The sequence below is a fragment of the Paenibacillus rhizovicinus genome, assembly GCF_010365285.1.
In the GTDB taxonomy this organism is placed as follows: Bacteria; Bacillota; Bacilli; order Paenibacillales; family Paenibacillaceae; genus Paenibacillus_Z; species Paenibacillus_Z rhizovicinus.
The window spans coordinates 6,292,665-6,307,098 of sequence record NZ_CP048286.1 but is presented as its reverse complement, the minus strand read 5'-3'; the positions used below and the strand labels follow the sequence as shown (position 1 = coordinate 6,307,098).

Annotated in this window: 10 protein-coding genes and 2 tRNA genes; 4 read left to right on the top strand and 8 right to left on the bottom strand. The window is 55.6% G+C overall.

The annotated features are described in order from the left end of the window. Positions 1-55 precede the first annotated feature (55 nt). On the bottom strand, positions 56-940 hold the full coding sequence (locus GZH47_RS28160) for an alpha/beta hydrolase (RefSeq protein ID WP_162644278.1): 885 nt from the start codon (positions 938-940) through the stop codon (positions 56-58). Between the two features lie 273 nt (positions 941-1,213). On the opposite strand from GZH47_RS28160, the gene GZH47_RS28155 reads away from it, so the two are divergent. The 3 genes from GZH47_RS28155 to GZH47_RS28145 all read left to right on the top strand — a co-directional run bounded on the left by GZH47_RS28155 (position 1,214) and on the right by GZH47_RS28145 (position 5,115). After that, a complete protein-coding gene (locus tag GZH47_RS28155) occupies positions 1,214-3,052 on the top strand; it encodes a DEAD/DEAH box helicase (RefSeq protein WP_192043552.1) in 1,839 nt (612 codons plus the stop codon). Next, the gene (locus GZH47_RS28150) at positions 3,049-4,002 is read left to right on the top strand and encodes a YqhG family protein (protein WP_162644276.1); all 954 of its coding nucleotides are present in this window, start codon (positions 3,049-3,051) and stop codon (positions 4,000-4,002) included. Before GZH47_RS28155 ends, GZH47_RS28150 begins: the two co-directional genes overlap by 4 nt. Positions 4,003-4,194: 192 nt before the next feature. After that, the gene (locus GZH47_RS28145) at positions 4,195-5,115 is read left to right on the top strand and encodes a hypothetical protein (protein WP_162644275.1); all 921 of its coding nucleotides are present in this window, start codon (positions 4,195-4,197) and stop codon (positions 5,113-5,115) included. Positions 5,116-5,125: 10 nt separating this feature from the next. Here GZH47_RS28145 and GZH47_RS28140 read toward each other — a convergent pair whose 3' ends face one another. Next, positions 5,126-5,359 (bottom strand): YqzE family protein, encoded by a 234-nt coding sequence (locus GZH47_RS28140; protein ID WP_162644274.1) that lies wholly within the window; start codon positions 5,357-5,359, stop codon positions 5,126-5,128. A gap of 147 nt (positions 5,360-5,506) precedes the next feature. Here GZH47_RS28140 and GZH47_RS28135 point away from each other — a divergent pair, with 147 nt between their 5' ends. Next, positions 5,507-6,295 carry an N-acetylmuramoyl-L-alanine amidase family protein gene (locus GZH47_RS28135; protein WP_225446250.1) on the top strand — a complete coding sequence of 263 codons (789 nt, stop codon included), beginning with the start codon at positions 5,507-5,509 and terminating at the stop codon, positions 6,293-6,295. Here GZH47_RS28135 and GZH47_RS28130 read toward each other — a convergent pair. The 6 genes from GZH47_RS28130 to GZH47_RS28105 all read right to left on the bottom strand — a co-directional run bounded on the left by GZH47_RS28130 (position 6,251) and on the right by GZH47_RS28105 (position 14,271). Beyond that, on the bottom strand, positions 6,251-7,012 hold the full coding sequence (locus GZH47_RS28130) for a divergent polysaccharide deacetylase family protein (RefSeq protein ID WP_225446595.1): 762 nt from the start codon (positions 7,010-7,012) through the stop codon (positions 6,251-6,253). The two genes, GZH47_RS28135 and GZH47_RS28130, sit on opposite strands and share 45 nt — an antisense overlap. 267 nt (positions 7,013-7,279) lie before the next feature. After that, the gene (locus tag GZH47_RS28125) at positions 7,280-7,696 is read right to left on the bottom strand and encodes an exosporium protein C (RefSeq protein WP_162644273.1); all 417 of its coding nucleotides are present in this window, start codon (positions 7,694-7,696) and stop codon (positions 7,280-7,282) included. A 182-nt stretch (positions 7,697-7,878) separates the two neighbouring features. Then, positions 7,879-7,965: transfer RNA gene (locus tag GZH47_RS28120), tRNA-Leu, on the bottom strand. Positions 7,966-8,131: 166 nt separating this feature from the next. Further along, positions 8,132-8,218 (bottom strand) — tRNA-Leu (locus GZH47_RS28115). Between the two features lie 110 nt (positions 8,219-8,328). Next, positions 8,329-9,123: a class B sortase gene (srtB, locus tag GZH47_RS28110; RefSeq protein ID WP_162644272.1), complete on the bottom strand. Its 795-nt coding sequence runs from the start codon at positions 9,121-9,123 to the stop codon at positions 8,329-8,331. Between the two features lie 93 nt (positions 9,124-9,216). Next, positions 9,217-14,271, bottom strand: coding sequence for a beta strand repeat-containing protein (locus GZH47_RS28105; protein ID WP_162644271.1), 5,055 nt, complete (start codon positions 14,269-14,271; stop codon positions 9,217-9,219). Between the last annotated feature and the right edge of the window lie 163 nt (positions 14,272-14,434).

Here is a 14,434-nt window from a genome sequence, read left to right as displayed (position 1 = left end):
CGTTTCTTCTTTTCTTCAATTCTTCTACTCTTCAGTTCGTCTAATCTTCTACCCTCTACGCTTCCGATTGCAAATGCAGCTTCAGAAAATCAATCACGGCATCGAAAGCCTGCTGGACGACAGGCTGATCGAACTGGTTATCAAACGCATGCTCCGCGCCCTCAATGGTCACCAGCTTAGCGGGAATTCCTTTTACCAATAGCCGTTCGTACATCTGCACCGATTGTTCGCAGGGAACGTCCGTATCTTGATCGCCATGAAGCAGCAGCGCAGGCGGATAGGCCGGCGTAATAAGCTCCACAGGATTGAACGCGCTTACCGCATGCCCCCGGAGCAAAGGATCCATTCCGGACACCTCCCGCACCCAAGTGCCTTGCTGCCGGCAGTACAGATAGAACGGAAACCGGTCGAACGGCCCGTCCGTCAATTCCCGATCGCCCGTATGCGAGAACGCTTCGTCCCTGCTGACGGTCGGCCGGCTGCAATAAAACGCGCTCGGCCTCGTATACCAATCGCCTTTAATATCGCCATATCCGTAGAAGGACACGATCGCCTTCGGCTTGCTCGTCCATGTTCCCGACAGCAGACTCAAGTAGCCGCCTGCCGAGCTCCCGATGACGGCCAAGCGTTCCACGTCAAAATCATACCACTGCAGCGCCGTCGTGCGAACCCACGCCAGCGCATCCTGTATATCCTGAACGATGTCCTGCAGCTTCGTTTCGGGAGCCAAGCGATAATCGATATTGACGACGCTGAAGCCGGCGCTCGTATAACGTTCGATCTGTTCCGCAGGCAGCCAGGCGCGCGTTCCGAATATCAACGCCCCGCCATGTATATACACGATAACCGGCGAACCGCTTCCTTCATAATAGATATCCGCTTGAATGGCGCCTTGACTCAGCTGCTTATACGTTCGCGTTTCTTTGTCCCTGCAGGACATATCTCATCAGCTCCTCGTCTTAATAGCCGCCCTTCCATTGCCCGCGTCCCGCTCCAAGCCATATGTTTCTGCTGTTATCACTTCATCCTTTCATCACTCCTCTCTATTCGCGCATGGAACGAATATTCCTGCCCCAAGTTCTTCCGTGCATCCCCGATCGCCTGCCGACCGCTGCCTTATGAATTCCGCCAAGTAAGGTCATACTAATTGCATACAGCTTCCGTCAAGAAGAAACGAATGTCGGAATCTCACAAGAAAGGAGTTCCGCCCCCTATGCAATCAAGTAAAGATTCCGTCAAAGGAGAACAGCAGCTCCCTTCCGATACCAATACAAGCATCGTGACCGCCAAACGCAAACTGCATCCCAGCGTCGAGCTGCAATTCGACCGCACATGGCTGACGCAGCTGCAGGACCGCGTGGACCGCAACGGCCCCTGGGATGATTGGACGATGCATCAGCTTGCCGTAGAAGCGGAACACGCCAAGCTGATCGGCAGCTTCGACGATCTGCAATGTTTGCGCAGCCTGCCATCGTTCGAACCGATGCCCCATCAGATCAGCACCGCGCGCAAAGTACTGCACGAAATGAGCGGCCGGGCGATCCTTGCGGACGAGGTCGGTCTCGGCAAGACGATCGAAGCCGGACTTGTCCTGAAAGAATACATGGTCCGCGGTCTCGTGAAACGCGCGCTCATTCTCGTGCCGGCTTCCCTCGTATTGCAGTGGGTGCGCGAGCTGAACACCAAATTCGGCATTTCCGCGTTCGCCCAGAAGAAGGAGCATTCCTGGGGCTATGACGTCGTCGTCGCCTCCATCGATACCGCGAAGCGCGACCCGCACCGCGAGAAGCTGCTTAGTCAGGATTATGATTTGCTGATCATCGACGAGGCCCATAAGCTGAAGAACAAGAAAACGACCAACTACCAGTTCGTCAACCTATTGCGCAAGAAGTATTGCCTGCTCTTGACGGCGACGCCGGTTCAGAACGACTTGGACGAGCTCTACAACCTCATTACGCTGCTGAAACCTGGCCAGCTAGGCGGGCAAAGCGAGTTCGCGGCGAATTTCGTCGTGGACAAGCGGCTGCCGAAGAACGAAGAGCAGCTGCAGGAAGCGCTGCAGCAAGTCATGATTCGCAACCGCCGCGGCGATGGCGGCATTCATTTCACGAAACGGGTCGTGAAGAACATCCCGCTCCGGCTTTCCGGCGAAGAGCAAGCGTTATACGACGCCGTGACCAATTTCGTACGGGAGCGGTACAACGAGGAACAAGGCGACTGGACAAGCATGCTGTCGCTCGTGACGCTGCAGCGGGAAGTATGCAGCAGCCGCGACGCCGTCTTCCTCACCTTGGTGAACATGTTCAAGAAGACGGCCGAAGACTCGCCGATCCGCGCGAAGATTTGGCAGCTGGTCGAAGTCATCCGCGGCATTAACGCCAATACGAAGGCGGAGAAAGCGATGGAGCTTATCCGCGAGATGAACGACAAAGTCATTATTTTCACCGAATATCGCGCTACGCAGGAGTATCTGCTGCAATATTTCCGCTCGCATAATCTAGTTGCCGTACCTTACCGGGGCGGCATGAATCGCGGGAAGAAGGACTGGATGATGGACCTCTTCCGCGGCCGCGCCCAAGTGCTGATCGCAACGGAAGCCGGCGGCGAAGGCATCAACCTGCAATTCTGCCACCATATGATCAACTTCGACCTGCCTTGGAACCCGATGCGCGTCGAGCAGCGGATCGGGCGCGTGCACCGGCTCGGCCAAACGAGCGACGTGCATATCTACAACCTCTGCACCATCGGTACGATCGAAGAGCATATCGTCAGCCTGCTGCATGAGAAAATCAATTTGTTCGAGCTCGTCATCGGCGAACTGGACCATATTCTGGAACGGTTCGAGAAGAAGAACGAGACGCTGGAGCAGCGCCTTGCGCGCCTCATGCTGGAATCGGGCACGAATCCGGACGCGCTGAAGCAGGGCATCGACGAGCTCGGCAATTCGCTCAGCCGCATCCGGGATGAAGTGGAATTCGAAGAACCCGTCGATATCGGTGCCGTTAATGCCGTATTGAACGCCGTCGGACAAACGATCGAGGTGAGACCATGAACGAACGCCAGATTCATAAGTTTGTCCAGCGGTACTTGGAAGCGATGGATTGCCGGATTCTTGAGAAATCGCCGGCTCATTTTCAGGTGAAGCTGTCCCCCCGCGCCGACCGCGACTTGACGAACCGTCCGTATTATTGGAGTTTCGTCGACCGCACCGGCGCCGAGCCCGAAACGATGTCCATGCTGCTCGTCACCGACAAAGCCAAATACGACGAAGCGACTGCGGCGGCCCAGAAAGCACCTCCTCCGCCAGCAGCCGCGCCGAGCGCATCCGGCAACACGGCGGAAGCCGTATTCGGCCGCTCGTTCGGGTACTTGAACAGCTCCTTGAACACGAACGTCCGCGTGCCAAGGGAAGAATTGCACTTCGGTTCGCGCAGGCTGGAGCAGCTCTTCCAGTCCGCTAAGGCGGGCGGCAGCTACCTTTGCCTGTTCCAAGAACCGGAGAAGCGTTCCAACCATCCGCTGCACTCCACTGCTTACAGCGCATGGCTCGGGGTTAATATGAAAGTAGAATTCCAATGTGACATGAAGCGGGAAGAGATTCATTCTTTCGGCATCTCGCTGGCGACCGGGCAATGTCTCGAGCAGTTCAGCGACCGGCTGCTCCAACACCGGATGACCCCTAAGCTGCCGCCGAACGTGCACACCGCGAAGAATGCGATCACCTTGAACAAGGCGGCTTCCATCGCCGAAGGAACGCTGGAACGCAAGCTGCGCACCTACGATTACAGCTGGGCGGACGCCGCCGCGAAGAGGCTCGAGGAAGAGCTGTCAACGATTCGGCATTATTACGAGCCGCTCATCGAAGGCGCCGACGAGGAGCAGCGCGGACCGATAACGGAGCAATACGAGCGCAGGCAGGAAGAAATCCGCTGGCAGTGCGAGCCGCGTGTAAGCGTTTCAGCCATTAACTGCGGCATTTTTTATTTGCAGGGCATCGGTTAGCGCTATTGCGACAAGAATTGGGACGCACGGCGCATCTGCGCCCCCTAATTCCGGCAAAATTAGAACAAGGCTTGTCCGCTTCCCTTGACAGGAACCAACAACTTCCCCGCCCATGTTGCGCTACAATGACGTTGTCAGGTACTGTCAGTCCTTCCGTCAACCATTCTACAGAAACAGCAGGTGATGCCGTTTATGAGAAAATGGACCGCGATTGCTGCCGCATTGTCAATGCTGCTGCTTATGAGCGTACCCGTCCAGGCCGCTTCTGCCGCGGTGCCGTCCGCGGCTGCCGTTCCAAGCGCCGACTCTTCGCTGCAGCAGCATATTCACGCATGGACCAATCAATTGTCGATGCAGCCCACCTTCAAGGCGTGGAAGACCGCCTCGTCGACCGTCCTTCCGCTTGGACCCGGAACCCACAGCTGGCTGGTTACGTTCGCCGTCTCCGGGAAGCCCGCGGGATACATGATCGTCAATGCAACGACAGAGGGAGGCTATCAGCTTGGCGAATACGGCGTAAGCGGCCATCCCGCCTTCGATCCCAATACGATGTACAATGCGCTGATTCGGCAAGGCTTAATCGAAGGATACGGCGAAATCGCCAAAAAGCCGCTCCACTTGGAACGGCTCTATCTTTCTCCCATGCTGGCCGCCTGGCGATGGAAGGCAGCAAACGGAGAAACTTATTATTTGGATCCGTGGACAGGCGAAGCGCTGCCCATTTCCGATAAGGATTGGCTGGCGCAAACCAAATCAAGAGCCGATGAAGCCAGCATATTATCCGCAGGCCAATCATCTCTCATGCCCGAACCGAGCGTGCTAGCCGCCGCCAAAACGAACCAAGTCTTCGATCCGTTCGAACGAATGCCATGGCTGACGAACGCCCCGCTTTCCGCGGAGCAGGTAAAAGGACTTTCCGGCATGCTGGACAAGCGCAGCCAGATCCGCTATACGGCGGAGCTGTTCAAATCCACGGTGCTGTACGTCCTTCCCGCAATCGGCTACCACCGTTGGAATGGCGGCCGCTTGTTCGTCGCTTTCGACCAATTTTTCCCGGGAACGCGCTATATCCAGTTGGAATCCCTGAGCGGGGAAGGCAATTTCTACCGCTGATCGCCCGCCGTCAAATATTCTCGCTCATGATGGACGACTCCGTTAATTCCTCGCCGGCAGACGAATTGCGCGACTGCATCCACTGCGTAATCGCGAAACCGCCAAGCCCAAACCAGCGTATCAGCCAAGGCTCCCTGGCAGCTTTGGCTTTTTTGCGGTTTTCTTTGCGCTGCTCCTGCGGCATTTCGATAAAATCGACCATTTTGCCTGTGACGAACTTAATGTATTCTTCGGGTTTATCCATCCTGTATCCGCTCCTTTTCGCAATGAATGATATTCATGCTCTCTATTCAACAGTGTCCCCGCTATTCATTTCTTTCAAACATGAATGAGTTCCCTTGGTCTGTGCCACGCTAAGATTAATCATTTTGGAAATGGAGGATGGATGACAATGCGCGGATCCCGCACCAATTATCGTTCATTGCGCTTCTGCATAACGGCAAGCGCGTTAATCTTGATGCTCGGAATGCTCGGCTTTGCGCCGGATGCATCCTATGCCAGGCAAGCTGATCAGCCGGATCAACCGGAGAAGCCGTCCGCTTCGTCGCAGCAATCGTTGCTCGACAGCCAGCTCCCGACGAATTACAGCCGCGCGCTTCCATCCGCGCAGGTGCTGATCGACGTGGGACATGGAGGCATCGACGGCGGCGCGCATTACGAGGAAATATTGGAGAAGGATATTAATTTAGCCGTCGCCAAAAAATTGTATTTGCTGCTGCAAAGCAACGGCGTACGCGCGATCCTGAACCGTAACGGCGATTACGCGCTCAGCGACGACAACCGCTGGAATCCGTCTTCGTCCCGGCATCGCCGCGATCTGTCCCAGCGCAGCCAGCTGACGAAGGAAATCGAAACGCAAATCCTCGTCAGCATCCATGTCAATTGGGCGCCGGACCGCACCGAATACGGACCGCTCGTGCTGCATCAGAACGAAGGCCAGAGCGCCCTGCTCGCCTTCTGCATTCAGGATACGCTGAACCGCCGGCAAAACACGCATGGGCTCCCCCGCGTAGGGAAGCCCTTCTACTTGCTCAATGTCGTGAAGCAGCCCGCCGTCATCGTGGAAATGGGCTTTATCAGCCATGAAGGCGACCGGCGCATGCTGCTGAATCCGGCGAAACAGACGGAAATCGCGTCAGCGATTGCCTCCGGGGTGCGGAATTATATCCTGCTCCGCTGACGGGACGAGCATGTCGGACAAGCGCACGAACTGCGTATCCGCCTGCATGCGCGGAATGGCATCCTTCAGCACGGATGCCGTCATTTTCCCGGGCGGCCCGACATGGCCGATAATGACGCAGCTCTCGTTATTTTCCAAATATTTGCGCATCACGCCGACTTGCTTGGCGATGTGATTCGTCGAATATACGTCATCGAGAAACACTTGGTTCGACAAGAGAGGTACGCCTAATTCGGCTGTCAGCTTCGGCAGCACCGTCTTGTAAGTCGTCCGGCTGTCGAGGAAGAATAAGCCTCTTTCCTTCACGACGGTCAGGACGACCCGCATGACCCGTTCGTCGGCAGTTACTTTGGAGCCCATATGATTGTTCATGCCGACTGCGAAAGGAACGTCATCTATGGCGGCTTCCACCCGCTTGCGGATCTCCGCTTCGCTCATCGACGTCATTATGGCCCCGGGTCCGAGCCACTCTGGCTTGCCCCTGACCGGCTCCATCGGCATGTGCACGATCACATCGTTGCCGAGCTTGTGCGCAAGCTCCGCGTCCTGCTTCGTCGTCGGCATGAATGGCATGACCGCCGTCGTGAATTTCACGGGAAGCTGCATCATTTCCGGCGTGCCCGTCATGCCGTTGCCGAAGTCGTCGATGACGATGGCCACTTGGCGGTGGCCTTTCATTTCGGCTGCTTCTTTCCCTACTGCCTCAGCGTTGTTCATTTGTTCCGGAACATGGATGAGCGCCATGGCCAGCACAGCTGCTGCGACTGCGCACCTCACCGCAAACTTAGTTATCTTCTTCAATACATTCGCCTTCTTTCTAAACGCGTCAGACACATTGTTTGTGGAAAGTGGGAAAATTATGTATATCCGTTGAAACAGGTCATGACGAACCTGACGGCTATGGAGTTTCTTCCCTAACTATTCACAATGACAAAGGCCGGACCGCAATCGCGGTTCGGCCTTTCGTAAAAATTAAAAATCTAATTAAACCGCGTATACAGCCGCGCTTACGTTCATCGGTCCGATGATTTGCGCTTCTGTGCCTTCATCCAAGTTTTCACAATAGACAGAATAGCCATGCGCGCCGGCCGGTACATTGATGTCGATGACTTGGAACGTCACCAAACCGTAATGTTCATAATTAGTTTCCAGACCGTGTACGCCGTAATAGATTTCTTGCGTGTCGCGGAAAACGCGGAACAACACGCTTGGCGTGAATATTATGCCCTGCGCGCCGAAAGAAGCGATAAGCTGCACGCGGTTGTTATTCGCATACTGCGGCTGCACGTAGATGCCAAGCTCAGCCAAAATGGTTTTAGTAGGCGTCATAGGTACTGTTATGGCGACCTGATTCGTTGCGACTGCAGGGACGCTTACGTTATAATCGATTAAATGTGCCATTTATGAATCTTCAACCCCTTTCCTAACTAGATGCTTCCATTCTATGAAAATGGATGCAGTTGGTTTGGACGAGTATCCGATATTCTTGTCCTGCTGCGCAGCATATTTTCTATTCACCGTGAAACACGATGCATACCAACAGAAAAAGCCTTGCATCAGCAAGGCTTTCGAAGTTTTAAAGTTGGTGCGGTCAAGAGGACTCGAACCTCCACGTCATTGCTGACACTAGAACCTGAATCTAGCGCGTCTGCCAATTCCGCCATGACCGCACATCCGATAGATGACGCTTCCGAAATTCTTTAGAAGCGACATTTATTAAGATATCATGAATGACACGGCAAAGTCAACTATTTCTTCATATCGTTCCCAGACAACCTTCCGCCGTAAAAAACCAAAAAATAAACCCTTCATAAATGAAGGGTTACGCTTTAGGTGTGGTGCGGTCAAGAGGACTCGAACCTCCACGTCATTGCTGACACTAGAACCTGAATCTAGCGCGTCTGCCAATTCCGCCATGACCGCATACGATTGTTGCATTGCCGCCCTCATTGCAAGAAGCGACTTTTTGAATATAACATACTTTGAAATTGAATGTCAACTTAATTTCGAACCTGTATTCCATCTAAATGTAGCTAAGCCGCTGCATGAACTAGCTTCCCGAACAGTGCATACCTGGCATTCGTGTACTCGTAAGAACAAGTAACCAAGGCCACGATTCTAGCATCCGCCGCCACTGTCACATCTGAACGAAAAGTCGACGCTTCGGCCAGCGAATGGATATAGGCCGCATAATCGTCGTTATCGTCGAAGTCGCGCCGGAGGAACTCCTCTTTGCCGTCCGCGATGATGCCCGCGAACAACTCCAACGTATAACGGCCGCTCGGCGTCTCAACCTGCATCTGCTTGTGAGCATCGTAGTACTTCTGCTCCTTATACTTAAGCAGAGAGGCGAACATAGAACCATTATTCATGTGATGGCCGTAGATAATCGTCATTCGCCCGGAGAAGTCGCCAGGCGTCCGGTAATCGACGAACAGGCTGCCCATCCGATTCGCCTCGCCCGTGAACAGGTGCCCGAGATAGTAGGCATTATCTTGCCCTTGCACGACCGGGTAATCAATCGCCGTATTATCGGACTTTAACCAGGCCACCGTATCCGGATTCAAGTCCGAAAGCGCGGCGAAATCAACTGCGCCCTCAGCCGGTTCCCCGCCATTAACAGCTTCTTCTTGGCCGGAAGCCGGCAACGACGCTGGAGCAGACATCTGCTTCGGCGTCTTGTTGTACGCTCGGATCTGATCGTAGGCCGTATCGCCCTGTGTATATTCCCGATCGGCGGACAGAAACATGTATGCCGAGCAGACGATGCCGACGATGCATAGGCCTGTGAGCAGGAGCAAATTCCGCTGCACTCTGCTACGCTTCATGCCGTTCCCCCTCTCCGCGACGAGGACCTGCTGCGGTGTCGGTTATCCGCTAAACAGGCCCTCCAGTCGAAGTTATTTATTGAACTCTACTTGTTAGTAACGCTTCCTGCCGATTCTTCTACGCGAGATAACATTCGCGACAATTAATGCAGCAAGCGCCGCTCCGAAGAAAATCAACCCGAATTGACCTATCTGCCTGTCGTTGCGGTCACCGGTCTTCGGCGTGCCGTCCTTGCCCGTTTGGACCTTGTGGTCCGTCTTGCCGCCGCTGCCGGTTGCGATAGTCCTACCGCCAGTCGAGCCATCCGTCGATTTGTCACCGGCACCGCCGGAGCTGCCCCCATTACCGCTCCCCGGTTGTTGGCCTCCTCCATCACTTTTCCCGCCCGTGTTATCCTTGCTGCCGTTGTCCTTCCCGCCGTCTTCGCCGCCCTTGTCATCCTGATTGCCGTTGTCCTTCCCGCCGTCCTCGCCGCTCATGTTATCTTTGCTGCCGTTGTCTTTCCCGCCGTCCTCGCCGCCCGTGTTATCCTTACTGCCGCCGTCCTCGCCGCCCGGTGTCGGCTGCTCAGGCTTCTTCGCCTCATAGACGTTCACGAAGGCCGCGCTCTGGGTTCCGGTCGAGTTGAAGACGCCGGATGCCCCAGTGTCTGTCGTCGTATATCCCTCCGCGGAATAATCCGCTTCGACGACTGTATAACTTGTTCCCAGCGGCAGGCCTGCAATCGTGATCGCCTCTCCATGTGCGAGCGCCACGGTGCCGCCGCTCCGAATCGTCCCGCTGCCGCCGCTGCCCGAATATGCGTACGTGCCCGGAGCGCCGTTCAGATCAACCGTGAAGCTGAATTTCTTCGTCAGATCGGCGTCCGGTCCGGACACCGTCTTGCTGATCGTCAGATGGCCCTCGTCTGCCGAGTACCACACGTTCTTCGTGTTGACGAAGGTGGCGGTTTGCTCCTGCGCGCCTACGATTGCTCCGCTTTCGCCCGTCTTAGTCGTGGCGTATCCGTCCGCAGCGTAGCTGGCTTCCACGACCTTATACGTTGTGCCTCTAGGCAGACCTGCTATCGTAATGCTCTGACCATCAGCGAGAGGGAACGTATCGCCGCTCGCAATCGTGCCATTCGCCGCGCCGCCTGCGCCGGTGTAATTGAATACGCCAGCTGCGCTCAAGTTCACCGTGAAATCGAACGTCCTTGCTTTATCGCCCGCGTTGCCCTTTACAGACTTTCCAATCTTCAGGCTGCCGAACCAGTCGTCTCTAGCGTTTACGAACTGGGCGGATTGGAAGTCGTCCGTCACGATCGTCCCCGTGTCGCCCGTCTTGGTCGTTGCATAACCGGTAGCAGCATAGTCATCTTCTGCTACGGTATACGTGGTGCCAGCAGGCAGACCTGCTATCGTAATGCTCTGTCCGCCCGCGAGGGATATCTTATCGCCGCTTGTAATCGTGCCGTTCCCCGCGCCGCCTGTACCGGTGTAGTTGTATACCCCAGCCGTGTTTAAGGTGATGGTAAAATCGAATGTTTGTGACTGATCGCCGTCATTGCCCGTTACCGTCTTGCTGATGATCAAATTGCCGGGCTTGTCCTTGGTGTTCAAGAAAGCCGCGGTTTGCGTCTCATCGACCGCGATTTCGCCCGTTGCGCCAAGACTTGTCGTCTTGTATCCGTCATTGGCATAGTCCGTTTCCGTCACCGTATACTGCGCGTCCGCGGGCAAACCAGCGATGATGATGCTCTGCCCGTGAGCAAGCGAGATCGTGCCGCCGCTCGCGATCGTGCCGCTCGCCGCGCCGCCAGTGCCGGTGTAGTCGTATACGCCCGGCGCATCGGTGAAGGTTACCGTGAAATTAAACTTCTTGGCGAGATCGCCGTCATTGCCGGCAACGGTCTTCGAAATGACGAGCTTGCCCGTCGTATTCGTCAAATAATTCGCTACAGCCAGCTTATTGGCGTCCGCTCCCGTTTTACCGTCGATGGAAGTCACGACAGTCGGGCCGGAGGTATCTACGCTGACCGTATGATCGATGCCTTCCAGCGCATAGCCGCCGGCTGGAGCGGCCGTCTCGCGGAGCACATACGTCCCGGCCGGAATAGCTTTCATCCTAAGTTTGCCGTCGGCGGAGCTGACAGCCTTACGAATGATCGTGCTGCCGTCCTCCGCATAAAGGGTGAACTCCGCGCCGGCCAGCGGCGCCGCCGTAGTTCCGTTCGTCTTCGCCACTTCCAGCCAGCCGCCTCGCAACAGCGTCGCCGAGCTGTCCGCGTTGCTGATCGCATACTGGATCTCTTGTTTGGACGTATTGGCGTCACCTTGAGAAAGTATCGCATAGTTAACGATCGTGCCGACTTCGCCGGTAATGTCCGTCAAGTAGGTCAGTCGGTATGCCTTGTTGTAGTCCGGAATATTGAAGGTCAATTCACGCGTTGCGTTATCGTAGATCAGATTGCCGCCCGGCGAAAGCGTGACGGCGGCCCCGTCTACCAGCGATCCGTCCGGCTCGAGCGTCAGTTCCGTAGCGGTCAAGTAGTTGACGCCGTGACCGTCGTCCAACAGCAGCGCGCCTGTTGAGTCCGTCCGCAAGTCCAAGCCGAGCGGCAACGTATCGACGATCGTTTGGCCGCTTGTCCCTATCTGATTCGGGTTGTATACGATGGTCCAGATCAGCGTTCCGTTCGCAGGCAGAGAATGGGACTTGTTCAGAATCTCGCTATGAATGGACACCTGCTGCGACTTGGAAGTCCCCGGGGTCCAATTCGCTGCTTGCAGGTTCAAATTGTTGGTTATTGTCGAAGTTTCGTTGCTCTCGAAATACCCGGCAAGCGCAGCGTCCGTGGGCTTAGCCTTCACGAGTATGACGTATGGCTTGTCCAGCTGGGCGAACGTGAAGACCGCCTGCCCTGCGGTGCCGAAGTTCGACGTCAATCCGGTTACGCTCGCTTCCGGCGTCGGCGTCGTGCTGGCCGCATTCACGGAAGAGCCGGAGCCTGCCGTTCCTTCGAAGATCAAATACTTCTGACCTGGAACGATATCCTCGAACTCCCAGCCTGCCGGCAGCGTATCGTTCACCGAAGCTGTGCCAAGCGTGTCATTTCCCTCGTTGCTCGCCACGTTCGCCGTGTTAAAATTCAGGCCGTCCGCATTCACGCTCAAACGGAAGATAACGGACTTGTCATCATAGTCGAAGCCTTCATTCGCGTTGGTCGTACGTTGCGCGTTAACCCCAGCAGCCGGAGCGGCCATCGCCTCGCGCTTCAGCAGTTCCTTCGCCAGCGTGCGGCTCTGGTAGGTGACAGTTCCTGTGGCGTCCCTCAGCCGGTTCGTCCCAGTAAAAAGCGAGGCGGTATTGTTCACGTTCTTATCGCTATTTCCTGCATATACTTCAGGGTCTACGATCAGCGTCTTGAACGTCATCGTATTGACCGCGGTCGTCGACAATCCCGTCACTTCGATCAGATCGGCGACCTGCTGCCCGTTCTTCATAATCGGAATCACGTTTAATGCCCCAGCGGAAGTCGTGCCGCTTCCCGCTACATACCGCAGACCCGTCCGCTTCGTCAAGTTCGCCTCGGAGATGCCTGCCGGCCAGCCCGTCGTGCCGGACAAATTCGTGCTGCCGTCGTAGACGATCAAATCATACGTACTCATATCGGCGATAGGCTGATTCTTGGCATCGGCCTTAACCGTCCACGTAATCACGCGATTAGGTTTATCCAGCACGCCCGTCTTCGTCAGCGCGTCGTACCCGATACCGACGCCGACGTTTCCAGTGCTCATCGTCGCGCCGCTCGGCTTGCCGGCCCAGTCTAGCGTCGCAGCGTTATTGAAGGTCTTCTTGAATACAGTGATGTCGGTGCCGTTGTCATGCACTTTGCTCGTAATCACGAGCCGAACCATCGTGTTGGTCGTTCCCGAGCGGGTATAATTGCCGTCTGCCGGCGCGACGGTAATGCTGGCGCCGTCGTTCGTCCAGATCGTACCGTCCGTGGAAGTTTGCCATTGCGCCGAGACGAAGTCCAAACCTGTCTGCAGCGCGTCTGTAAGGGTTAGTTCGTCCAAAGAAGCTTGCGACTTGTTAGCCGTAATTGTCCACGTGATGTACTGATCGTCCGGGTCATAAGCAGGATCGCTACCCGGATTGGCGTGCTTGGGCGCTCCCGTTTTCTCGATCCACGTCGGCGTCGTGTACGTGACCGTGCCCGTACCGTCCTTCACCGGCGCATTGTCCTTCAGTAAATTGACGGTATTGCTGACTGACTTCGCTTCGTGATTCCGATAATACATATCGTCCGGGATCGCGGTATCGAACGTGACGGTGCGCACGCTAGCCGCGGCATCCAGCGTATACGTCAACAAGCTGCCCGTCTCGACAGGGGTAGCAGATACGCCGTCGACCTGGAACGTGTTAGCCACATATGCGCCTACGCCGCTCAGATCGTCGCTGAACACATATCCGTTCAGATCAACCGCGGTTGCCCCCTTCGTCCCGGTCAGCTGCACCGTCCAATGGATGACTTTGCTGGTCAAATCCGCAGTCCCCGACTTTACCACGTTGTACACGATCGGTTGAGGCGGCACTACGATTGTATAGGTTTTGCCGAGAATCTGTACTTGGTGAGTGCCTTCATCCCCGGCGGCGCCGGAGCTGTCGTATTTCAACCCTACGTTGATTTTCCCTTGGACCCCATAATAACCGCCCGTTTCATCAAACAAATCCGCATCTCCATCGAACAGCGTTTCGGCCGTCACCGTATTGGTTCCGGTCGTATTTAGCGTCGTTGTTCCAACAAGCTTCCCGTTGAATTGAAGAGGCAGCGTTGTTCCCGACGTAAGCGTGAAACCTTCGCTGAGCGTAAAGCTGGCCGTATCATTTTGCTCCACGACCGTCGGCGGAGTCGGATCATCCCCCGCAACAGGAACGCCGAACGATACTTCGACGCTGAGTTCATCCCCGTTCGCTAGATCGATCGTACCGCCTTCCGGAATAACTGCGTTCCCCTGCTTCACGATCGCAGTAAGCCCTGTCAGCGCGCCAGACTTGTCCGCGTTGCCCGCCGCCCACGCGTCCAGCCCCCCGGACGGCGGCACCGCCCCGATTACGAGGGCTATCGTCAGCAGCCACATAAAAACTGTTTTTAGCTTCATGAAAACTTCTCCTTCCAAACTTTCAAGGTAAAATAGCGATCTTAAAGTAGAGGCCTGATGTTCTTGAGCCACGACAATTGTCCAGCTCGGCGTAGCGTTCGTCGATCTGATACTCCTATTGGCTTACATTTCCGTAATGCACTTTCGAATCATTAATGAACAA